Source organism: Methylorubrum zatmanii (assembly GCF_014845115.1).
GTDB classification, from domain to species: domain Bacteria; phylum Pseudomonadota; class Alphaproteobacteria; order Rhizobiales; family Beijerinckiaceae; genus Methylobacterium; species Methylobacterium zatmanii.
In genome coordinates this window covers 1-20,531 of the sequence record NZ_NKUI01000269.1, presented here as the reverse complement: position 1 = coordinate 20,531, position 20,531 = coordinate 1, and the positions used below count along the sequence as shown (strand labels likewise).

Sequence of the window (20,531 nt, the reverse complement as noted above, 5' to 3'; positions counted from 1 at the left end):
CGTCGCCGCCATCAACGACTGATCTCAGGGTTGGGCGCACGGGCCTCGCTCGTGCGCCTTCCCGTGACGAGCACGACAAGAAAAGGGCCGGCGCGATGCCGGCCCTTTTCTTTTGTCTGTCAGATCGAGGTCGGCCGACTCACGGCGCATGCCTCAGCACAGCCGTTCAGACGGCACCGCCTAATTCGCGGATGTCGCGGCCTCAGATCGCCCCGCACGCGCTCGCGATGACGGCCGGCGAGGATCTCATACCAAATCCGCTTGATCCCTTCGGGATGGCAGATTTGGGCTCCCCTCAGACGCCGCGCGAACTTGCCGATACGGTTCCCGCTTGGATCAGGCGGAAACCGTATCGGCCGCCGCCTGCGAAGCTGAACCGTCCCGGGCGGGTGACCGCCGCGACTGGGACAGATGTGGGCCGTCAGGCCCGGACCGCGCGCCCGCGGGCCAGAAGACGGACGGCGGTCACGGGCAGAAGCAGCGTCTTCACCGTCGCGGTGAAGGCGAGAACCGCGAGGACGGGCAGGATCGCAAGGCAGATTCCGCTCACGCGCATCGGACACTCCCTGAAGCGGCTGAGGCGGCGATTGTCTGCCGCCGTGTTGAGGACAGTTCGCCACCCAATAGCGGCAAGACCAAGGTGAAGGGGAAGCGCTCACGCATTTCTGCGCTCCGCCCCACCGTCGCGCCCGGCAGCGGAGAGGGTCTTCCGCTCCGGGATCTGTTCCGCATCGGCCCTCTCGCCGATCGCCGCTGCCCGAAGGGGCGCCCCGAGCGGCCGCACCCGGCCGGCACGGGGATGGGCGTCCTCGAAGGCGCTCATCAGCCGGGCGGCATCGACCTTGGTGTAGATCTGGGTGGTCGAGAGCGAGGCATGGCCCAGGAGTTCCTGGATCGCCCGCAGCTCGCCCTGCCGGGCCAGGAGATGAGTCGCGAAGGAATGGCGCAGGGCGTGCGGCGTCGCGCTTTCCGGCAGGCCGAGCGCGCCCCGCAGAGCGGCGACCGCGTATTGCACGACCCGCGGCGAGAGCGGCCCGCCCTTCACGCCGACGAAGAGCGGCCCCTCCGGATCGAGGGCATGCGGGCACAGGGCGAGATAGGCGGCCACCGCCTCGGCCACCGCCGGCAGCACCGGCACCGCGCGGACCTTGCCGCCCTTGCCCGTCACCCGCACCTCGTCGATCCCCGGCACCGGCGCGTCGCGGGCGGTCAGCCCCAAAGCCTCGGAGATGCGGAGCCCGGAGCCGTAGAGCAGGGCGATCACCGCCGCATCGCGGGCGAGCACCCAGGGCGCGCGGGTCTCGTCGGGCCGGCTCTCCGGCGCCGTCATCGCGACGGCCGCCGGCACCGGCAGGGGGCGCGGCAGGCGCCGCTCGACCTTGGGAGAGCGCACCGCGCCCAGCGCCGCCACGCTGCCATGCCCCTCCCGTTCGAGGAAGCGGGCGAAGGAGCGCAGGCCCGCCAGCATCCGCATCAGGGTACGGCCCCCGACGCCCTCCGCCCGGCGCGCGGCCATGAAGCCGCGCAGATCCCGGGGCTTCAGGGCGATCAAGCCCGGAATCGTCGGCGTGCCGGAACGGGCGTCGAGATGGGTCAGGAACTGGCGCAGGTCGCGCTCATAGGCCTCGACGGTGTTGGCGGCCATGCGCCGCTCCCGGGCCAGGGCCTCGCGCCAGCCCAGCAGCGCCGCGCGCAGGGCGGCATCCCCCGGCGGCAGCAGGGCATCGGCGGCATCGTGCGGCGGGGCTCGCATCATCGGCGGCAGCAAGCGCCCGGTAACGTTGACGAAAGGTTAACACATGCCGCCCCTCTGCCGCCCTTCCCGTCAGCCGAAAGCTGCGCCAGATGAACGGCCATCCGCATCAGGGGGAGAGAGGAACGATGGCTAAGCCCGTCCACACCATGATCCGCGTCCGCGACGAGGCGCGCTCGCGCGACTACTACGCCCGCGCCTTCGGCCTTGAGCCGGCCGACCGCTTCGACTTCCCGGATTTCACGCTGCTCTACCTGCGCGATCCGGCCTCGCCGTTCGAGCTGGAGCTGACGGTCAACAAGGACCGCTCCGAGCCCTACAATCTCGGCGACGGCTACGGCCACCTCGCCTTCGTGGTGGAGGATGCCGAGGCGGAACATGCCCGGTTCGAGCGGGAGGGTTTTCCGGTCACCCCGGTCAAGACGCTCAAGCACGGGGACACGCCGCTGGCGCGCTTCTTCTTCGCCACCGACCCGGACGGCTACAAGATCGAGGTGATCCAGAAGGGCGGGCGCTTCGCCTGAGGCGTCTGCCCCTTACGGCGCCGTCTCCAGCCGCTCCAGGGCGGTGCGGGCCTTCTCGCAGGCTTGCGGAGAGGGCGCCGGCAGGCTGGTCTCCAGGCGCAGGGCATCGTCCAGGGCCAGCATGTAGCGCTCCTCGGTGAGCGCCCGGCCGAGCGCCGCCAGCATGCGCGCGCGGCCAGCCTTCAGCACGGCTTCGACCCGCTCGCGCGGCACGCCGCAGGCCAGCGCCCGGCCGAGGATCCTGCCCTGCCGCTCGCCCTCGGTCTGCGGGATGACGAGGGGCCGGGCGCCGGGCGCTTCCGAGGGCGTCTGCCCGCGGGCGGCACCGGCCGCGAGGACGGCGAGGACGAGGCCCGCACCGCAGGAGGCCGCTGACCGCATCGCACCCGTTTCCCTCTCGCGTGAAGGCCTCGTCCTATCCCGCCGGTCCCTTCCTGACCACCACGGCCTTTCAGACGGCAGGCTTCAAGCTTGACAGGAGGCGTGCGCTCCCTCACGCCCGCCGAACCCGAACTCGGCCAGTGTCAAGCCGGAACGACGGGGGCGGCAATGGGTCCAGCGGGCGGTGAGACGGCGGCGGCGATCGGTCTGACCGGGAAGGAAAGCGGGACGCGCATCCCGTTGAGCCTCAAGATCGCCTATTCGGCGTTCATGCTGGTGCTCGTCCCGGTTTACCTGCACCATTACGGGCCGACGAACTTCCTGTATTTCTGCGACATCGCCCTGGTGCTGACGCTGATCGGCATCTGGGCGGAAAGCGCGCTTCTGGTCTCGGTCTGCGCGGCGGGCCTGCTGGCGCCCCAGTTCTTCTGGGTCATCGATTTCGCGGTCACCGCCACCGGCCATCCGCTGACCGGCATGACCGCCTACATGTTCAACGCGCAGACCTCACCGTTCCTGCGCGGCCTGTCGCTGTTCCACGGCTGGCTGCCGTTCCTGCTGGTGTTCCTGGTCCGGCGGCTCGGCTACGACCGCCGCGCCTGGGCCGTCTGGTCGGGTCTGGCGGTGGCGGCCTTGCTCGTCTGCTTCTTCCTGATGCCGCCGCCGCGCCCGGATCCGGGCCTGACCCCGGTCAACATCAACTATGTCTGGGGCATGAGCGACCATGCCGCCCAGACCTGGATGCCGGCCTGGGCCTGGTTCACCACGCTGGTGATCGGGCTGCCGCTGCTGGTCTGGTGGCCGACCCACCGGCTGCTGATCCGAGTGATGCCGCCGGCCCGGAACAGCACCCGCGCGAATTAGGTCCCCCTCGGCTTGGCCCGCCGGGTCGGCGCCTCGGCCAGGGGATCCTCCGGCCAGGGATGGCGGGGGTAACGGCCGCGCATCTCGGAGCGCACCGCCGCCCAGGAGCCGCGCCAGAAGCCCGGCAGGTCGCGGGTGATCTGGATCGGACGATGGGCCGGCGAGAGCAGGTGGAGCACCAGCGGCACCCGGCCGCCGCCGAGGGCAGGGTGGCGGTCGAGGCCGAACAGCTCCTGCACCCGCACCGCCAGAACCGGCTCAGGGCCGGATTCGTAATCGACCGGGATGCGCGAGCCGGTCGGCACCTCGACATGGCTCGGCGCCTCCGCCTCCAGCCGGCTCCGCAGGGTCCAGGGCAGCAGGCTCTGAAGGGCCTGGGCGAGGTCGTCGGCGGTCACCGCCGCGAGCGAGGCCCGCCCGACGATCGCCGGGGCGAGCCACTCCTCCACGCTCTCCGCCAGGGCCGCATCGGACAGATCCGGCCACTCCCCCTCCGGCGCGGCCCCGTGCAGGAAACGGATCCGAGCCCGCCATTGCGCCAGGGCCGGGGTCCAGGGCAGCCGGTCGAGACCGAGCCCGGCGATGCCCCGGGCCAGCACCCGCGCGGCCTCCTCGTCGGCCGGGACGGGCAGGGTACGCTCGTCCAGGGTCAGGGCACCGAGCTTGCGGCCCTCCCTGGCGCGCAGGGCCCGCGCCTCCTTGTCGAAGGTGACGCTGCGGACCGTCGCGATCCGCCCGGCGAACAGCGCATCGACGGCCTCAGGGGCAATCGCCGCCGCCGACAGGATCCGGGCCGAGGCGGCGGCTCCGGTCAGGTCGGCGACGACGATGAAGGGCTCGCGGGCGAGCGGGCTCGCCGGATCGAGCAGCCCGGCCCGGCCATTGGCCATCAGGAAGGCTCCCTCCCGGCCCCGTGCCCGCGCCACCCGGTCGGGATAGGCCAGGGCCAGCAACGGGCCGGGCGCCGCCAGCACGGGATCCGGCTCCGCCGTCCCGCCGGCCGCCTTCGTCGCCTGCCGCGCCCAGCCCTCGGCGAGGCGGCGCATGTCGGCGGCGCGGCCGCCCCGGTCGCGGGCGAAGCGGTCGAGGCGCTCGGCCAGATCCACCGCCTCGCCGCCGAGGCCACGCTCCACCAGCAGGGCAGCGAGGTCGGCCGCGATGCGGGCCTGTCCCCGCTCGGCCGCGCGGGCCACCATCCTGGCGAGCCGGGGCGGCAGCGGCAGGCTGCGCAGGGTTCTGCCCGTCGCGGTCAGCCGTCCGTCACCGTCGAGGGCGCCGAGGTCGGCGAGCATCGCCCGCGCCTCGGCCAGGGCCGACGCGGGGGGAGGGTCGAGGAAGGGCAGGGCGGTCGGGTCGGTGACGCCCCAGGCGGCGCAATCGAGGGTGAGCCCGGCGAGGTCGGCGGACAGGATCTCCGGCCGCGCGAAGGGTTCGAGCGCGGCGGTCGCCGCTTCCGGCCAGAGCCGCCAGCAGACGCCCGGCTCGGTGCGGCCAGCGCGGCCCCGGCGCTGATCGACCGAGGCGCGGGAGGCCCGCGCCGTCACCAGCCGGGTCATGCCGTTGCCGGGCTCGTAGAGGGGCACGCGGGCAAGGCCCGAATCGACCACGATGCGCACGCCCTGGATCGTCAGCGAGGTCTCGGCGATGGCGGTCGCCAGCACCACCTTGCGCCGTCCGGCCGGTGCGGGAGCGACCGCCCGGTCCTGCTCACCCTGGGTGAGGGCGCCGTAGAGCGGGGCAAGGTCGGTCTCTGCGGGCAGGCGCCCCTCCAGCCGCTCGGCGGTGCGGCGGATCTCCGCCTGCCCCGGCAGGAAGGCCAGCACCGAGCCGGGATCGGCCCGCAGGGCGCGCAGGATCGCGGCGGCCATGGCGTCCTCGATCCGCTCGTTCGGGTCGCGGTCGAGATGGCGGGTCTCGACGGGGTAGGCGCGCCCTTCCGATTCCACCACCGGCGCGCTTCCGAGCAGCCCCGCCACCCGGGCGCCGTCCAGGGTCGCCGACATCACCAGAATGCGAAGATCCTCCCGCAGCGCGCCCTGGGCGTCGAGGGCGAAGGCGAGGCCGAGATCGGCGTCCATCGAGCGCTCGTGGAACTCGTCGAACAGCACCGCGCCGGTGCCCGTCAGTTCGGGATCGTCGAGGATCATGCGGGTGAAGACACCCTCGGTGACCACCTCGATCCGGGTGCGGGCCGAGACCTTGGAGCCGAGCCGCACCCGCAGGCCCACGGTCTCGCCGACCCGCTCGCCGAGGGTGGCGGCCATGCGCTCGGCCGCCCCCCGCGCCGCCAGTCGCCGGGGCTCCAGCAGGACGATCTTCCGGCCGTCCATCCACGGCTCGTCGAGGAGGGCGAGGGGAACCCGTGTGGTCTTGCCCGCGCCGGGCGGCGCGACGAGCACCGCCGAAGAGCCGGCGGACAGGGCCTTGCGCAGGCCGGGGAGGGCGGCCTCGATCGGGAGCGGCGCGGCGGGGGGCGACATGGCCCGCAGGTGCCGCGAATCGGTTCCCGGCGCAACTGCGCCTCCGGCGGCTCCGATGGGCGGCGCTAAAATTATTAACGCATCCGTAGCTCTCGCGGGAACGCCCGAACAGGTTGCGACTTGAGGGCTCGACGAGCGGTGCTCGTACGAGACGGAGAGACTACGACGATGCGCATGGCCCTGACACTCGCAGCCGGCGTGCTGCTCGGCAGCTTCGGCCTTGGAACGGTGTCGGCCTCGGCCGCCCCAGCCATGCCCGCACCCGGCCTCGTCGCCGGCGACACGGTCGAGGTGGTGCGGCACCGTTCCTGGCACCATCACCACGGCTACCGCCATCACCATTCCACCCGCGCCGAGCGCCGGGCGCGGCGGCTCAACACCCATCGCCACGGCAACCCGAACGCCCGCAACCCTGAGCGGCCCGGCTACCAGCAGCAGCTCGGCAACACCACCGGCGGCCCGCGCTACTGAACGCTCGGCGCGACCGTGTGATCGTGAAGGCCCGTCCGGCGCGATGCCGGGCGGGCCTTCGCACGTTCGGCCAAAGCTTCTGCAGGCTGGGGAGAGCGCACACTTGTCCACGGACTTCAGCCTCAGCGGCCGGTGCCGACGCGAGGCGAGGCTGATAGCCTCCCCTCCATGCGTTCCAGTGCCCCGCGACCCCAACCCCTCGAACGGCGCGCCAAGGCGGCGGATTCCGTGACCTCCTCGCCCCTCGACATCCCCGGCGCCACGCCGATGATGGCGCAGTACATCGAGATCAAGGCCGCCAATCCGGATTGCCTGCTGTTCTACCGGATGGGCGACTTCTACGAGCTGTTCTTCGAGGATGCGGAGATCGCCTCTCGCGCGCTCGGCATCGTTCTGACCAAGCGCGGCAAACATGGCGGCGCCGACATCCCGATGTGCGGCGTGCCGCTGGAGCGGGCCGACGATTACCTGCACCGCCTGATCGCCCTCGGCCACCGAGTCGCGGTCTGCCAGCAGACCGAGGACGCCAGCGAGGCCAAGAAGCGCGGGCCCAAATCGGTGGTGCGCCGGGAGGTGGTGCGCCTCGTCACGCCGGGCACCCTGACCGAGGACCGCCTGCTCGACCCGACCCGCGCCAACCTGCTCCTGGCGATCGGGCGGCGAAAGGTCTCCGACAGCCGCGACGCCTACGGGCTGGCCGCCGTCGACATCTCGACCGGGCGCTTCTCCTTGAGCGAGGTGGACGGCTCCGAACTCGCCGCCGCCATCGCCCGGCACGAGCCGCGGGAGATCGTGCTTTCGGAGGCGATCCACGCCGACCCGGCGCTGGCCAAGCTGTGGCGCGAGACCAGCGCGGCGGTGGTGCCGCTCGCCCAGGGCGAGCTGGAACCGGCCTCCGCCGAGCGGCGCATCCGCGAGCAGTTCGGGGTGAAGACCCTCGACGGCTTCGGGGCTTTCAGCCGGGCGGAGATCGCCGCCGCCGGAGCGGTGCTGCTCTATCTCGAACGCACGCAGCTCGGCACGCGGGTGCCGCTCTCGGCGCCGAGCCGCGAGGCGACGGGCGCCACGCTCGCCATCGATGCCGCCACCCGCGCCAATCTCGAACTCACCCGCACCCTCTCCGGCGAGCGCAAGGGCAGCCTGCTCGATGCCATCGACCGCACGGTCTCGGCGGGCGGGGCGCGGCTGCTGGCCGAGCATCTCGCCGGTCCGCTGACCGACCTGACCAAGATCGGCCGCCGTCACGACGCCGTCGCCTTCCTGGTGCGGGAGGGAAGCCTGCGCGCCCAGCTGCGCGACGCTCTCTACGCCGCGCCCGACATCGCCCGCGCCCTGTCCCGGGTCGGCCTCGGCCGGGCGGGCCCGCGGGATCTCGCCGCCCTGCGCGACGGGCTCGCGGCCGCCGCCACCATCGGCGAGCGGCTCTCGGCCGAGGATCTGCCGGACGGGCTCGCCCGCCTCTCCCGCCGCCTCGCCAAGGCCGACCGCGCCCTCGCCGACGAACTCGCCCGGGCGCTCGCCGACGACCTGCCGCTCAACCGGCGCGACGGCAAGTTCGTGCGGGAGGGCTACCATGCCGAGATCGACGAGGCGCGCCTGCTCGGCCAGGACTCGCGCAAAGTCATCGCGGCGCTCCAGGCCCGCTACGCCGAGGCCACCGGCTGCCGCACCCTGCGGATCAAGCACAACAACGTGCTCGGCTACTACATCGAGGTGCCGCAGGCGGTGGGCGAGGCCTGCCTCAAGGGCCTGATGCAGGACTTCGTGCATCGCCAGACCATGGTCGATGCGATGCGCTTCACCAGCGTCGAGCTGGGCGAACTCGAATCGAAGATCGCCGGAGCCTCGGACCGGGTGCTCGCCCTCGAATCCGAGGTGTTCGACGCGCTCAGCGCGCGGGTGAGCGCGCAGGCCGATGCGATCGCCGACATCGCCGAGGCTCTGTCCGGCCTCGACGTGGCGGCCAGCCACGCCGAACTCGCGGTCGAACTCGCCTGGACCCGGCCACAGATCGACGAAAGCCTCGCCTTCGCCATCGAAGGCGGGCGCCATCCGGTGGTCGAGGCGGCGCTGATCCGGGCCGGAGAGCCCTTCATCGCCAATGCCTGCGACCTATCCGGCGACGAGGCCGGCCGCATCCGCCTGATCACCGGCCCGAACATGGGCGGCAAATCGACCTTCCTGCGCCAGAACGCCCTGATCGCCGTGCTGGCCCAGATGGGCGCCTTCGTGCCGGCTTCCTCCGCCCGGCTCGGCGTGGTCGACCGCCTGTTCTCCCGCGTCGGCGCGGCCGACGATCTGGCGCGAGGCCATTCGACCTTCATGGTCGAGATGGTCGAGACCGCCGCGATCCTGAACCAGGCGACCCGCCGCTCGCTGGTGGTGCTCGACGAGATCGGCCGCGGCACCGCGACCTTCGACGGGCTCTCCATCGCCTGGGCCTGCCTGGAGCACCTGCACGACAAGAACGGCTGCCGGGCCCTGTTCGCGACCCATTTCCACGAATTGACGGCGCTGAGCCAGCGGCTGCCGCGCCTCGACAACGCGACCTTGAAGGTGGCCGAGGACCGGGGCGAGGTGGTGTTCCTGCACGAGGTCGTGCCGGGGATCGCCGAGCGCTCCTACGGCCTCCAGGTCGCCCGGCTGGCGGGCTTGCCGCCGAGCGTGGTGGCGCGGGCCGGGGCGATCCTGAAGGGTCTCGAAAGCTCCGAACGGGAGCGTCCCACCCGCCGCCGGATCGAGGATCTGCCGCTGTTCGCCAGCCTCGCCGCTGCGCCGCCCCCTCCGCCGCCGGAACCGGCGAAGCCCGAGCCCGACGACCGGCTCGGCCGCCTGATCGATGCCATCGATCCCGACGCGTTGACCCCGCGCGAAGCGCTCGACGCGCTCTACCGGCTGAAGACGGAGCGGGCGGGGGGCTGAAGCGCGGCGGTCGCCAAATCCGGCGCGGCAAGCCGGCCCCGCCGCCGCTCACTGCACCCGGTCGGCCAGGGCTGCCTGCGCCGCCGGCGCGAGGGAGAAACCGTCGAGTCCCTCCGTCGAGGGTATGCGCCCGGCCCGGCATTGGGCGACGTAATCGAGGGCGCTCGCGACGACCCGCTCCGAATAGGGCTTGGCGATCACCCCGAGCGCGCCGGCGAAATCCGGCGGGATGCGCTTGGCGTTGGCGGTCATGAACACCACCGTGGTGCGCGGGTCTTGGCTGAGCTGACGCGCCACCTCTACCCCCGTGGGTCCGTCGATCAGGTGGATGTCGACCAAGGCCACGTCCGGCGCGGTGCGGTGGCCCAGCGCGATGGCTTCCGTCGAACTTCCCGCCACGCCGACGCTGACATGACCGAGATCTTCGAGGAGGCATTCGAGTTCGAGGGCGATCAGCACCTCGTCCTCGACGACGAGGATGCGCAAGGGAGCCTCCCTCAAATCGGACATCGCGGCCCTCCCGCCGGCACGTTGCGCCCCGTGAGGGCGATCCTCGCGGAGGCGGCGACGGAGAGAAAGCGTGGCAGCGCGGCCCCGGCGCTTTTCCGGTGGACATGACGGGGGTGCAGAGCGGCGGTGCTCACGACACGGCGGCCGTGGTGAGCGGGATCGTGATCGCGATCCGGGTGCCGGGCCCGGCATCCGACCAATCGAGCGTTCCGCGCAGCTGCCGCACCACCATCTCGACCAGGGTATGGCCGAAACCGGCGGGGTTCGGCGCCGCCGCCTTCAGCCCGACGCCGTCATCCTCGATCACGAGGCGCATTCCGGCCTCGCACCGCTTGGCCTCGACCACGATCCGGCCGCTGCGCGCCTTGGGGAAGGCGTGGCGCAGGGCGTTGGTGGCGAGTTCGTGGATCAGCAGGGCCAGCGGCGCAGCCATGGCGGCGGAAAGCGCCAACGACTCGATCTCGGTCTCGATCCGGGTGCGGTCGCCGTCAAGGCCGGCGGCGAGGTCGGCGATCAGATCGGCGGTGAATTCCTTGAAGTCGAAGCAGGTGACGTCGCCCTCGGGATAGAGCATCCGGTGTGCGGTCGAGAGTGCACCGATGCGGTCGGCCATGCTCTGGAGCGCCTCGCGCGCCTCGCCCGCAGGGGTACGGCGGGCCTTCAGCAGCATCAGCGAGGAGATGACCTGGAGGTTGTTCTTGACCCGGTGATCGACCTCGTGGAGCAGCGCCGTCTTCTGCTCCAGGGCGGATTGGAGGTCGGCGGTGCGCTGGCCGACCTGCCGCTCCAGCGCGTCGTTGGCGTGGCGCATCGCCGTTTCGAGGCGGTATTTGTCGGTCATGTCGGCCTGGGCCGAGAAGAAGAACAGCACCTTGCCCGACGCATCCCGCACCGGATTGATCGTCATGCCGTTCAGGAACGGGGTTCCGTCCTTGCGGTAGTTGAACACCTCGCCCTCGAACGACCGACCGGCGGCAAGGGCCTCCCGCATCGCCTGGAGCACGGAAGCGTCGGTGAGGGCGCCCTGCAGCAGGCGGCAGTTGCGGCCGTAAAGCTCGTCGCGGCTGTAGCCGGTCAGGGCGAGGAAGGCGCCGTTGACCCAGACGATCGGGTTGTCGCCCCGGCGCGGATCGGTGACGACCATGGGCGTCGGACTCGCCTCGAAGGCCGCGACGAACACCTCCACCGTGATGCCCGGGGGCAGGCTCGCTTCGCTGGGAAAACCCGTCATCGCTACGCCGACATAGGCGCGGCGCGGAGAGCCGCGGCGCGCGAACCAACAAAGCCGCCCGCCGCCATCCGTGGCGCCAGGCTCCGCGACTCCAACGGCCGCGTCCTGTCCCCGTTCCGTGCGGCACGGCACGGGCTGTCGCGCCTGCGGACAACGGCGTACAGCAAGACCGTTACGTTTCCGTCAACCATATGCCCCCCATACGGAATGCAGGATTCTCGAAGGCGTGGCCGGGGGGCGGGGATCTGGCAAGGGCCGGCCAAGGCTGGCGGGGGGTGGCGGGCGCGCCCGTCATGGTTTTGCCGAGTCGGCGTCAACACTGCGTGAGCGCCGAAGCCACTCGGCGTCTCGAGGTCCATGCAACCCGGTGACCCCATCCGGGTCCGGGGAAGAGGGAGTTCCACGCGATGGCGGCGGATGCAGCGACCCCGAAGACGCAACCGCGCAAGCTGCGCCTGCGGGACATCACCGAGGACCGGCGCGTCGCCCAGATGCTGGCGCTCGGCTTCTCGTCCGGGCTGCCGCTGCTCCTCGTGCTCGGCACCTTCACCCTGCGGCTCGCCGATTCCGGCATCGACATCAAGACGATCGGGCTGTTCAGCTACGTCGCGCTGCCCTACTCGCTCAAGTTCCTCTGGGCGCCCTCGATCGACCGGCTCGACGTGCCCTTCCTGGCCGCGCGCCTCGGCCGCAAGCGCGCCTGGATGGTGACGACGCAGATCGCCACCGCCCTCGCCCTGGTGCTGATGGCCTTCGCCGACCCGAAGGAGCAGCTCGCCCTGCTCGGTCTCGGCGCCTTCCTCGTCGCCTTCTGCGCCGCGACCCAGGACGTGGTGATCGACGGCTGGCGCATCGAGGCGGCCGGCACGGACATGCAGGGGATCATGGCCGCCACCTCGAATCTCGGCTACCGCTTCGGCCTGATCCTCGCGGGCGCCGGCGCGCTCTACGTCGCGGCCTATGGCGGCTGGACCCTGGCCTATCTGTCGATGGCCGCACTGATGAGCATCGGCTTCGTCGCGGCGCTGCTCGCCACGCCCTACGACCGGGCGCGGGTCGCGGCCTCGGCGGACGCACCGAAGCGGGACCTGCCCACCGCCGTGCGGCAGGCGGTGCTGGAGCCCCTGACCGAACTCCATGCCCGGATGGGCAAGGCCCTGTTCGCGGTGCTCGCCCTCGTCGCCCTCTACCGGATGCCGGATTTCGTCTCCGGCGTGATGGCGAACCCGCTCTACATCACCCTCGGCTACGGCAAGGCGGAAATCGCCACCATCGTCAAGCTGTTCGGCATCTGGGTCGGGATCGCGGGCGGCTTCCTCGGCGGCTGGTCGATCGCCCGGCTCGGCCTGTTCACCACGCTCGTCATCGGCGCCTTCATCGCCGCGGCCTCGCATCTCTCCCTCGCCTGGCTCGCGATGGGCGGACCGGAGCCCTGGCGGCTCGCCATCGCGGTCTCGATCGAGAGCCTGTGCGGCTCCTTCGCCGGCATCGCCCTCATCGCCTACATGTCGAGCCTGACCACGCCGGGCTACGCCGCCACGCAATACGCCCTGTTCTCCTCGCTCTACGCCCTGCCGGGCAAGCTCGTGGCCGGCACCTCCGGCTTCGTCGTCGCGGCCTACGGCTTCCCAGTCTTCTTCGCGATGACCGCCGCGGTCGGCATTCCGGTCGTCGCCCTGTGCTTCGCCGTGGGTCGCCTTCCGCAGCGCGCGGCAGCCGCCGCCGAGACGGAGGCCGGAGAGGAAGCCGGGGCGGAGACCGGGAACCCAACCCGGCCCCTGGATCTTGCCTCTGCCGTAGCGGAGCCCCAGCTCCCGCCCAAAGCCGCGAGGGCGCAGACGTGAACGACCTTGCCGTTGCCGGCGAAACCCTGCCGGCCCTGATCGATGCCCCGGCCTCGACGCCGATGTCGGAGGCCGACCGTGCCGCCCTGAGCCGGGCGGTGTCCGTCCTGGAGAAACCCGGGCTCGCCGCGCGGCTCTCGGCGGTGGCGGGCGCCCCCCTCGACATGATCGGCCGGGCGCTGCCCGCCCCGGTCACCGAGACCGTGGCCAGCGCCACCGAGGGGGCGATGCGCACCGCCCTGCGGATCGCCCTGGCGACCCTGCCGGACAAGGACGTGAAGCCCGCCGGCACCGCCCTGGACCTGGCCGAGACGGCGGAGGCGGGCGGACGCCTGAGCCGGCTGCTCGGTTCGAGCGACACCCGCCACAAGGCCCTGGCCGCAGTGACCGGCGCGGTGGGCGGGGTGTTCGGCCTCGCCACCCTGGCGGTCGAGCTGCCGCTCTCCACCACGATCATGCTGCGCTCCATCGCCGAGATCGCCCGCCAGGAGGGCGAGGATCTCAGCGGGCCGGAGGGGGCGCTGGCCTGCGTGCAGGTCTTCGCCCTCGGCGGCCGGGCCGGCACCGAGACGGCTTTGGCCGATAGCGGCTATTTCGCGGTGCGCGCGGCGCTGGCCAAGACCATGTCCGAGGCCGCCCGCTACGCCGCCCATCGCTCCCTGCTCGACGCCGGCGCTCCGCCGCTGGTGCGGCTGACGGCGCAGATCGCCGCGCGCTTCGGCCTCGTCGTCTCGCAGAAGGTCGCGGCCCAGGCGGTGCCGGTGATCGGCGCCCTCGGCGGGGCGGCGGTCAACACCGCCTTCATGGACCATTTCCAGTCCATGGCGCGGGCACACTTCACCGTGCGGCGGCTGGAGCGGACCTACGGCCAGGAGACGGTGCGGCAGGCCTATCTCGAGGAGAAGGCGGCGCTCGGCTTGGGCTGAGAGCCGGTCACGGCCAGACCTTGATCGCCACCGGCCGGCGCACGAGGTCGCGGTCGGAGGTGATGGTACAGCCCTCCAGGCGCAGGGTGGCGAAGGTAAGAATCGCCGCCTCGCCGACATCGTCGAAGTTGCGGCCCTCGGCCTGTCCGTCGAGCAGGGACGGATAGGCGATCAGCCGCCCCGTCGATGGACCTTTGGCCTTGCACGGATCGTCGTAGAGCGTGGCGCCCGCCAGCAGCAGCCGGGGCACATCCCAGGTCAGCAGATCGCGGGATGTGCTCCAGTAGAAGCCCGACTCGGGGAACGGCCCGCCCGCGGCGGCCATGAACACCGCGATCCAGATGCCGGTGCCGCGATGGCGGACCACCGCGCCGACGGGGGCGGGGAACGGCCCCACCGGCTTGCAGGGTTCGGCCGGCCGGGCCGCCTTGCGGTAGGGATCGGGGAAGGCGGCGGTGAAGCCGGTGCCGGTCCAGGCACGCCAGCTTCCGGGATCCTCCGGCCGCTCGCTGCGGAACAGGCAGACGCCCGGCTCCTGATCGCTGCCCGGGCGGTCCCAGCCCGTGGTCGAGGCGAAGAAGTAGCGGAAGTGCCCCTGTCCGACGATGTTGGACGGGTTGAAGAAGCCGCGATGGCGGCCCTGGCCCTCCTCCTGGCGGAACGGCGCCCCGGCCACCACCGCGGGCGGCGTCGCGCGGGTGAAGCTCACGCCCCCGTCGCGGGAGAACGCCGCCGTGACCGTGTTGTACCAGCACTCCATGTAGTCCTTGGAGCGGCAGCGCCCCGGATGCGCGTTGGCCTGATATTCGTGGTGCAGCAGCGCGGCGACGCGCTCGCCATCCTCGGTCCAGGTGGCGGCGATCCAGGAGCGATCATCGTAGAGCGCCGGATCGGGCTTCTCGCCGGACTCGAGCACGACGCGGCAATCGATCGTCAGGTGATCGAGGTCGGGACCGCGCAGGGCCCGGTTGCGGTAGTGCAGGCCGTAGAGGGCGATCCAGCCGGAGGCATCGCGGAAGGCGCGGGCGGGGGCATCGGGCACGTCGGCCCCGTCGCAGGCGTCGCGGGTCGCGGAGAACAGCGTCCGCTCCGGCCCGGTCAGGGTCAGCGCCGAGAGCGGCGGCTCCTGGGCGGCGCGGGATGGCAGTGGCACGAGGCCGCACGAGGCCGCGAGCCCGGCGGCGAGGAGGCGGGACAGTCTGGACATCGCCCGAGGATTGCGTTTTGAACCGTTACAAGGAGCTTGTCCGCATCCGCCGGAGCGAGCGCCGTCCACAGGCTGCCCCATGCTGGTTCTGATCCTCGGCCTCGTGCTGTTCCTCGGCACGCACGCCTTCTCCATGGCCCGCAGCCGGCGCGCCGAGGTCATCGGCCGGATCGGCGAGAACCGGTTCAAGCTCGGCTATACGCTGCTCTCCGCCCTCGGTCTCGTCCTGATCGCCATCGGCTACGGCCTGTACCGGCAGGGAGGCATGATCCCGGTCTGGTCGCCGCCGCTCTGGACCCGTCATCTCGCGGTGCTGCTGACGCTGTTCGCCTTCATCAGCCTCGCCGCCACCTACCTGCCCGGCCATCTCCGCGCCCGGCTCAAGCACCCGATGCTGCTCGCGGTGAAGATCTGGGCCACGGCCCATCTCCTGGCCAACGGCGATCTCGGCTCGATTCTGCTGTTCGGCTCCTTCCTCGCCTGGGCGGTGGCCGCGCGCATCAGCGCCAAGCGGCGGACGCTCACCGCCGGTCAGGTGGCGCAGCAGCATGGCGGGCAGGCCGCCCCGGCCGGCTGGCGCAACGACGCCATCGCCGTGGTGATCGGGGTCGTCGCGTGGTTCATGTTCGGCAAGTACCTGCACCCGCTGCTCATCGGCGTCGCCGCCTGGCCGGGACAGGCCTGATCCTCACGACAACCGCTATTCGCCAAAGCGGAGGCGCTGTGCTAGGCGCCCTCGATAAGACGAGAGACGAGGCGAGCGCGCCCCGCGAGGGGCGCCCGGGTTGTTGAGATGGCCGAGAACAACGAGTTCATCCGCGAGGTCGACGAGGATTACCGCCGCGACCAGATCGCCCAGATCTGGAAGCGCTACAACGCGCTCATCATCACCCTGGCGATTCTCCTCGTGGCCGGCGTCGGCGGCTACAATTACTGGCGCCATGCCGAGCGGGCCCGCGCCGAGGCGGCCTCCGAGCGCTTCGACAAGGCCAACCGCCTCGCCAAGGACGGCAAGGTGGAGGAGGCGGACCGCGACTTCGCCGAGATCCGCGCGGACGGTCCGGCAGGCTATGCCCTGCTCGCCCGCTTCCGCCTCGCCGCCGAGACGGCCAAGGGCGACGCCGCCAAAGGCGCGGAGGCCTACGACACGCTGGCGGCCGATTCGGGCATCGGCGACTCCCTGCGCGATCTCGCCCGCCTGCGCGCCGCCCTGCTGCGCCTCGACGGCGCCGACCCCACCGCCGCGCTGACCAGCCTGCAGGGTCTCGCCGCCCCGACCAATGCCTTCCGCCACACCGCCCGCGAGATGCTGGGCCTGACCGCGCTCAAGCGCGGCGATTACGAGGGTGCCGGCCGCTGGTTCGACCAGATCGGCGCCGACAGCGAAACACCCCAGGGCCTGCGCCAGCGGGTCGAGATCTACGAGGCGCTGGTGGCCGGCGGCCCCGTCACGGTGACGGAGGCCCAGCCCGAGAACGCCGCCCCGCCGCCGATCACCCGCTGACGCGGCGGGCCGAACCGCTTATCTTCACACCGAATGCCGCGCCGCGGGCCTTTCGCCCGGGCGCCTGACGAGACTGTTTTTCCCATGGACCTGCCGACCGTTGCGATCGTCGGACGCCCGAATGTCGGCAAATCGACCCTGTTCAACCGGCTGGTCGGCCGCAAGCTCGCCCTGGTGGACGACCGCCCCGGCGTGACCCGCGACCGCCGCGAGGGCGACGGCTCCATCGGCGACGTCACCTTCCGCATCATCGACACCGCCGGCCTCGAGGAGGCGGATGCCGATTCGCTGCTCGGCCGGATGCGGGCGCAGACCGAAGCCGCGATCCTCGAATCCGACGCGGTCCTGTTCGTGATCGATGCCCGCGCCGGAGTGCTGCCCGCCGACCGGCCCTTCGCCGAGCTGGTGCGCCGCGCCGGCTGCCCGGTCATCCTCATCGCCAACAAGGCCGAGGGCGGCGCCGGCATGGCCGGCGCCTACGAGGCGTTCTCCCTCGGCCTCGGCGATCCGATCCCCTTCTCCGCCGAGCATGGCGAGGGCCTGGGCGCGCTGCAGGACGCCCTGCGCGAGGTTCTGCCCGAGCCGGACGAGGAGGAGGACGAGGAGGGCGGCGGCAAGGGCCTGCGCGTCGCCATCGTCGGGCGGCCGAATGCCGGCAAGTCCACCCTCATCAACCGGATGATCGGCGAGGACCGGCTGCTGGTCGGGCCGGAGGCCGGCATCACCCGCGATTCGATCTCCCTCGACTGGGAGTGGCGCGGACGCCGGATCAAGCTGCACGACACCGCCGGCATGCGCCGCCGGGCGCGCATCGACGACAAGCTGGAAAAGCTCGCGGTCTCCGATGGCCTGCGCGCCGTGCGCTTCGCCGAGGTCGTGGTCGTGCTCCTCGACGCCACCATTCCCTTCGAGAAGCAGGATCTCACCATCGTCGACCTCGTCGAGAGCGAGGGCCGGGCCCTGGTGATCGGCCTCAACAAGTGGGACCTCGTCGCCGACCAATCGGGCCTGCTCAAGGCCCTGCGGGAGGATTGCACCCGCCTGCTGCCGCAGGTGCGCGGCGTCTCGGTGGTGCCGCTCTCGGGACTCGCGGGCGAGGGCATCGACAAGCTGATGCAGGCGGTGGTGGACGCCTCCGAGGTGTGGAGCCGGCGCGTCTCCACCGCCCGGATCAATGCGTGGCTCACCGACGCGCTCCAGCGCAATCCGCCGCCGGCAGTCTCGGGCCGGCGCATCAAGATCCGCTACGCCACCCAGGTGAAGAGCCGCCCGCCGCACTTCGCCCTGTTCGGCAACCAGCTCGACGCGCTGCCGAAATCCTACACCCGCTACCTCGTCAACGGCCTGCGCGAGGCGTTCGAGCTGCCCGGCACCCCGATCCGGCTCTCGCTGCGCACCAGCAAGAACCCGTTCGACAAGGGCTGAGGGGCCTCCGCATAACGGTTGCGAGACTGAGATAAGCTCACCCCTCCCGCGTCGTCTCGGCCAGCCAATCCACCACGGCATCGAGGGCTTGGCGGTTGCTGGTGTCGCCGCCGCGGGCCGCCTCGAACGCGGCGATCTGGCGGTCGGCGCTGGTGCCCTCCCGCAGGATCCGGCGGGCATCGGCCACCTCGGCGGTGCAGCCCAGGGCCTCGGCATCCTCCGAGATCAGCGAGAGCAGGGTGTCGAGGGCGGCCTCGAAGCAGAAGGCCTGCTCGGCGGATTCGTCGATCAGCTCCGCCTCGATACCGCTGCGCTGGGCCCGCCACAGGTTCTCCGCCGCGATGGCCCGCGAGACGCCGGTGAGGCCGGCATTGAGGTCGGGACGGCGCTCGGCCAGCCGCACGAGACAGCGGAACAGGGCGGCCACCACCAGGGCGTCGGAGAGCCGGGTGCAGGAATCGGCGATCCGCAATTCCAGGGTCGGGAACTTGGCCGACGGGCGCAGGGACCACCACAGGAAGCTCGCATCCTGGATCGAGCCGGCATTGGTCATGATGCGGACATAGCGCTCGTAGGCCGCCGCATCGCCCATCAGGTCCGGCAGGCCGGTGCGGGGCAATTCGCCGAAGGCGCTGAGGCGATAGGCCGAGAGCCCGGTCGGCTTGCCCTGCCAGAACGGCGAGGAGGCCGAGAGTGCGAAGAGCAGCGGCTGGAACGGCAACAGCCGGTCCATCAGCGCCACGCGGGCCTCGGGGTCGGACACCTCGACATGGACATGCATGCCGCAGATCAGGCTGCGCCGCCCGGCCAGCCCGACATCGCGCAGGATGCCGCGATAGCGGTCGCCCTTGGTCGGCAATTGCCGCGCCCAATCGGCGATGGGATGGGTGCCGGCGGCGAAGACGAGGAGCCCGTGCTCACGGCCGATCGCCGCCAGTTCCTGCCGCTGCCGCAGGAGCGCGTCGCGGGCGGCGGGGAACTCCGTCGAGGGCGGGGTGCAGACCTCGACCTGGCACTGGAGCAGCTCGCGCCCGATCTCCGGCAGCTTCTCCCCGGCCTCGGTATGGAACGGCTTGACCGAGCGGCGGGGCGTGCCGCGGGTCTCGGCATCGGCCAGGAAGTATTCCTCCTCGATCCCGAACCGATAGGGGTGGGCGCTCATCCCGTGTGTCTCCAAACTCGGCAGTGAGCAAGCCGCTTGCCGGGCTCAGAGTTCCCCGCCCTCGCCGCCGCGACACCGTGGCGGGCCCGAATGGCACGGCGGGGCTCGCATCCGGGCCGAGCAGGGGGCTACAGCTTTCGGTGACAGCTTTCCGACCTCCTCGGCCTCCCCCGACCGCGACCATGCCCGAACTGCCCGAAGTCGAGACCGTGCGCCGGGGGCTCGCCCCCGCCATGGTCGGCGCCCGCTTCGCCCGCGTGACCCTGCGCCGGCCGAACCTGCGCTTTCCGTTCCCGCCGCGCTTCGCCGAGCGCCTGGAGGGCACCACCGTGCTCGACCTCGGTCGCCGCGCCAAATACCTCACGGCCCGTCTCGATTCCGGCGAGAGCCTGATCCTGCATCTCGGCATGAGCGGGCGTTTCGACGTGACGATGCCCGACGGCGCCAACCTCTCGCCCGGCGATTTCTACCTCGAAGGGACGCTGGGCGTGCCCAAGCACGACCATGTGGTGATGGCCTTCGCCAACGGCGCGACGATCACCTACAACGACACCCGCCGCTTCGGCTTCATGGACCTCGTGGCCACGAGCGAACTCGACACCTGCCGCCATTTCGCGGCCATGGGGGTCGAGCCCCTCTCCGACGCCCTCGACGCGGCGCTGCTGGCCCGCCTGTTCGCCAGAAAGATCACGCCGCTGAAAGCCGCCCTGCTCGATCAGCGCCTGATCGCGGGCCTCGGCAACATCTATGTCTGCGAGGCGCTGCACCGCTCCGGCCTGCATCCGGCCCTGCCGGCCGGTGCGCTGGCCAAGACCGATGGAAGCCCGACGCCCAAGGCGAAGACACTGGTCAAGGAGATCAAGGCGGTGCTGACCGAGGCGGTGGCGGCCGGGGGCTCGACCCTGCGCGACTATGCCCGGCCGGACGGGGAGCGGGGCGCCTTCCAGCACGGATTCCGCGTTTACGACCGGGTCGGCCATGCCTGCCCGACCAAGGGCTGCAGCGGCCGCATCGGCCGGATCGTGCAGAGCGGGCGCTCGACCTTCTTCTGCGAGAGCTGCCAGGTCCTGCCGCGAACGTAGACCGCGCCGTTTTCATCCCGCTTATGTCCGACTTAATTTCGGCTCTTGTCCCCGCTTCTTCGGGCCCCTCGATCATCAAAAGTTGAACGGCTTCGCCGTGTCGGACGTTTGTAGCTTTGCCACAGACGGCACAGCCCGTTTTTGCCTCCCGGCCGCGCTGCCGGGGGCACAACGACACGGAGGAACCCATGCGCGCCGCCAAGCTGCTCCCGATTCTCGGCCTGATCGCCCTCGGCCTCGCCGCC

17 protein-coding genes and 1 pseudogene are annotated in these 20,531 nt (G+C 71.7%); 10 read left to right on the top strand and 8 right to left on the bottom strand.

Annotated features, from left to right (window positions below):
- Positions 1-421: 421 nt before the first annotated feature.
- Together MZTS_RS25540 and MZTS_RS23115 are read right to left on the bottom strand one after the other, a co-directional pair.
- Positions 422-556: a hypothetical protein gene (locus tag MZTS_RS25540; RefSeq protein WP_281397088.1), complete on the bottom strand. Its 135-nt coding sequence runs from the start codon at positions 554-556 to the stop codon at positions 422-424.
- A gap of 99 nt (positions 557-655) precedes the next feature.
- Positions 656-1,756 (bottom strand): tyrosine recombinase XerC, encoded by a 1,101-nt coding sequence (locus tag MZTS_RS23115; RefSeq protein ID WP_246482240.1) that lies wholly within the window; start codon positions 1,754-1,756, stop codon positions 656-658.
- 125 nt (positions 1,757-1,881) lie between these two features.
- Here MZTS_RS23115 and MZTS_RS23110 point away from each other — a divergent pair, with 125 nt between their 5' ends.
- On the top strand, positions 1,882-2,277 hold the full coding sequence (locus tag MZTS_RS23110; RefSeq protein WP_009866199.1) for a VOC family protein: 396 nt from the start codon (positions 1,882-1,884) through the stop codon (positions 2,275-2,277).
- A 12-nt stretch (positions 2,278-2,289) separates the two neighbouring features.
- Here MZTS_RS23110 and MZTS_RS23105 read toward each other — a convergent pair whose 3' ends face one another.
- The gene (locus MZTS_RS23105) at positions 2,290-2,658 is read right to left on the bottom strand and encodes a hypothetical protein (RefSeq protein ID WP_009866200.1); all 369 of its coding nucleotides are present in this window, start codon (positions 2,656-2,658) and stop codon (positions 2,290-2,292) included.
- A gap of 168 nt (positions 2,659-2,826) precedes the next feature.
- Here MZTS_RS23105 and MZTS_RS23100 point away from each other — a divergent pair.
- Positions 2,827-3,559 (top strand): annotated as a pseudogene (locus tag MZTS_RS23100) (hypothetical protein); the annotation flags it as partial.
- Here MZTS_RS23100 and hrpB read toward each other — a convergent pair.
- Complete coding sequence (gene hrpB / locus MZTS_RS23095; RefSeq protein WP_192285576.1) at positions 3,519-6,002, bottom strand: ATP-dependent helicase HrpB; 2,484 nt, start codon at positions 6,000-6,002, stop codon at positions 3,519-3,521. The pseudogene MZTS_RS23100 and the gene hrpB overlap by 41 nt on opposite strands.
- Before the next feature lie 168 nt (positions 6,003-6,170).
- Here hrpB and MZTS_RS23090 point away from each other — a divergent pair, with 168 nt between their 5' ends.
- Entirely contained in the window at positions 6,171-6,473 is a 303-nt protein-coding gene (locus MZTS_RS23090) for a hypothetical protein (protein WP_192285575.1), read from the top strand.
- Positions 6,474-6,641: 168 nt separating this feature from the next.
- Entirely contained in the window at positions 6,642-9,395 is a 2,754-nt protein-coding gene (gene mutS, locus MZTS_RS23085; RefSeq protein ID WP_192285574.1) for a DNA mismatch repair protein MutS, read from the top strand.
- Positions 9,396-9,443: 48 nt separating this feature from the next.
- On the opposite strand, the gene MZTS_RS23080 is transcribed toward mutS, so the two are convergent.
- Positions 9,444-9,905, bottom strand: coding sequence for a response regulator (locus tag MZTS_RS23080; RefSeq protein WP_192285573.1), 462 nt, complete (start codon positions 9,903-9,905; stop codon positions 9,444-9,446).
- 130 nt (positions 9,906-10,035) lie between these two features.
- Complete coding sequence (locus tag MZTS_RS23075; protein ID WP_192285572.1) at positions 10,036-11,136, bottom strand: PAS domain-containing protein; 1,101 nt, start codon at positions 11,134-11,136, stop codon at positions 10,036-10,038.
- Positions 11,137-11,543: 407 nt separating this feature from the next.
- Here MZTS_RS23075 and MZTS_RS23070 point away from each other — a divergent pair, with 407 nt between their 5' ends.
- Positions 11,544-12,980 (top strand): AmpG family muropeptide MFS transporter, encoded by a 1,437-nt coding sequence (locus tag MZTS_RS23070; protein WP_192285571.1) that lies wholly within the window; start codon positions 11,544-11,546, stop codon positions 12,978-12,980.
- The gene (locus tag MZTS_RS23065; protein ID WP_192285570.1) at positions 12,977-13,906 is read left to right on the top strand and encodes an EcsC family protein; all 930 of its coding nucleotides are present in this window, start codon (positions 12,977-12,979) and stop codon (positions 13,904-13,906) included. Before MZTS_RS23070 ends, MZTS_RS23065 begins: the two co-directional genes overlap by 4 nt.
- Positions 13,907-13,913: 7 nt before the next feature.
- Here MZTS_RS23065 and MZTS_RS23060 read toward each other — a convergent pair whose 3' ends face one another.
- Positions 13,914-15,113, bottom strand: a complete 1,200-nt coding sequence (locus MZTS_RS23060; RefSeq protein ID WP_192285569.1) for a hypothetical protein — start codon at positions 15,111-15,113, stop codon at positions 13,914-13,916.
- Positions 15,114-15,192: 79 nt separating this feature from the next.
- On the opposite strand from MZTS_RS23060, the gene MZTS_RS23055 reads away from it, so the two are divergent.
- The 3 genes from MZTS_RS23055 (at position 15,193) to der (ending at position 18,042) form a co-directional block, all read left to right on the top strand.
- Positions 15,193-15,798: an NnrU family protein gene (locus MZTS_RS23055; protein ID WP_192285568.1), complete on the top strand. Its 606-nt coding sequence runs from the start codon at positions 15,193-15,195 to the stop codon at positions 15,796-15,798.
- 108 nt (positions 15,799-15,906) lie between these two features.
- Entirely contained in the window at positions 15,907-16,617 is a 711-nt protein-coding gene (locus tag MZTS_RS23050; protein WP_192285567.1) for a tetratricopeptide repeat protein, read from the top strand.
- An 84-nt stretch (positions 16,618-16,701) separates the two neighbouring features.
- Positions 16,702-18,042, top strand: a complete 1,341-nt coding sequence (gene der, locus MZTS_RS23045) for a ribosome biogenesis GTPase Der (protein WP_192285566.1) — start codon at positions 16,702-16,704, stop codon at positions 18,040-18,042.
- Between the two features lie 37 nt (positions 18,043-18,079).
- On the opposite strand, the gene MZTS_RS23040 is transcribed toward der, so the two are convergent.
- Positions 18,080-19,204, bottom strand: coding sequence for a carboxylate-amine ligase (locus tag MZTS_RS23040; protein WP_192285565.1), 1,125 nt, complete (start codon positions 19,202-19,204; stop codon positions 18,080-18,082).
- Positions 19,205-19,386: 182 nt separating this feature from the next.
- On the opposite strand from MZTS_RS23040, the gene mutM reads away from it, so the two are divergent.
- Positions 19,387-20,286 carry a bifunctional DNA-formamidopyrimidine glycosylase/DNA-(apurinic or apyrimidinic site) lyase gene (gene mutM / locus MZTS_RS23035; RefSeq protein ID WP_192285564.1) on the top strand — a complete coding sequence of 300 codons (900 nt, stop codon included), beginning with the start codon at positions 19,387-19,389 and terminating at the stop codon, positions 20,284-20,286.
- Positions 20,287-20,531 lie beyond the last annotated feature (245 nt).

What these genes read in the sequence shown, in the direction of transcription:
- MZTS_RS25540 (WP_281397088.1), bottom strand. Translation starts at nt 556, where the DNA reads ATGCGCGTGAGCGGAATCTGCCTTGCGATCCTGCCCGTCCTCGCGGTT.
- MZTS_RS23115 (WP_246482240.1), bottom strand. Translation starts at nt 1,756, where the DNA reads ATGATGCGAGCCCCGCCGCACGATGCCGCCGATGCCCTGCTGCCGCCG.
- MZTS_RS23110 (WP_009866199.1), top strand. Translation starts at nt 1,882, where the DNA reads ATGGCTAAGCCCGTCCACACCATGATCCGCGTCCGCGACGAGGCGCGC.
- MZTS_RS23105 (WP_009866200.1), bottom strand. Translation starts at nt 2,658, where the DNA reads ATGCGGTCAGCGGCCTCCTGCGGTGCGGGCCTCGTCCTCGCCGTCCTC.
- hrpB (WP_192285576.1), bottom strand. Translation starts at nt 6,002, where the DNA reads ATGTCGCCCCCCGCCGCGCCGCTCCCGATCGAGGCCGCCCTCCCCGGC.
- MZTS_RS23090 (WP_192285575.1), top strand. Translation starts at nt 6,171, where the DNA reads ATGCGCATGGCCCTGACACTCGCAGCCGGCGTGCTGCTCGGCAGCTTC.
- mutS (WP_192285574.1), top strand. Translation starts at nt 6,642, where the DNA reads ATGCGTTCCAGTGCCCCGCGACCCCAACCCCTCGAACGGCGCGCCAAG.
- MZTS_RS23080 (WP_192285573.1), bottom strand. Translation starts at nt 9,905, where the DNA reads ATGTCCGATTTGAGGGAGGCTCCCTTGCGCATCCTCGTCGTCGAGGAC.
- MZTS_RS23075 (WP_192285572.1), bottom strand. Translation starts at nt 11,136, where the DNA reads ATGACGGGTTTTCCCAGCGAAGCGAGCCTGCCCCCGGGCATCACGGTG.
- MZTS_RS23070 (WP_192285571.1), top strand. Translation starts at nt 11,544, where the DNA reads ATGGCGGCGGATGCAGCGACCCCGAAGACGCAACCGCGCAAGCTGCGC.
- MZTS_RS23060 (WP_192285569.1), bottom strand. Translation starts at nt 15,113, where the DNA reads ATGTCCAGACTGTCCCGCCTCCTCGCCGCCGGGCTCGCGGCCTCGTGC.
- MZTS_RS23055 (WP_192285568.1), top strand. Translation starts at nt 15,193, where the DNA reads ATGCTGGTTCTGATCCTCGGCCTCGTGCTGTTCCTCGGCACGCACGCC.
- MZTS_RS23050 (WP_192285567.1), top strand. Translation starts at nt 15,907, where the DNA reads ATGGCCGAGAACAACGAGTTCATCCGCGAGGTCGACGAGGATTACCGC.
- der (WP_192285566.1), top strand. Translation starts at nt 16,702, where the DNA reads ATGGACCTGCCGACCGTTGCGATCGTCGGACGCCCGAATGTCGGCAAA.
- MZTS_RS23040 (WP_192285565.1), bottom strand. Translation starts at nt 19,204, where the DNA reads ATGAGCGCCCACCCCTATCGGTTCGGGATCGAGGAGGAATACTTCCTG.
- mutM (WP_192285564.1), top strand. Translation starts at nt 19,387, where the DNA reads ATGCCCGAACTGCCCGAAGTCGAGACCGTGCGCCGGGGGCTCGCCCCC.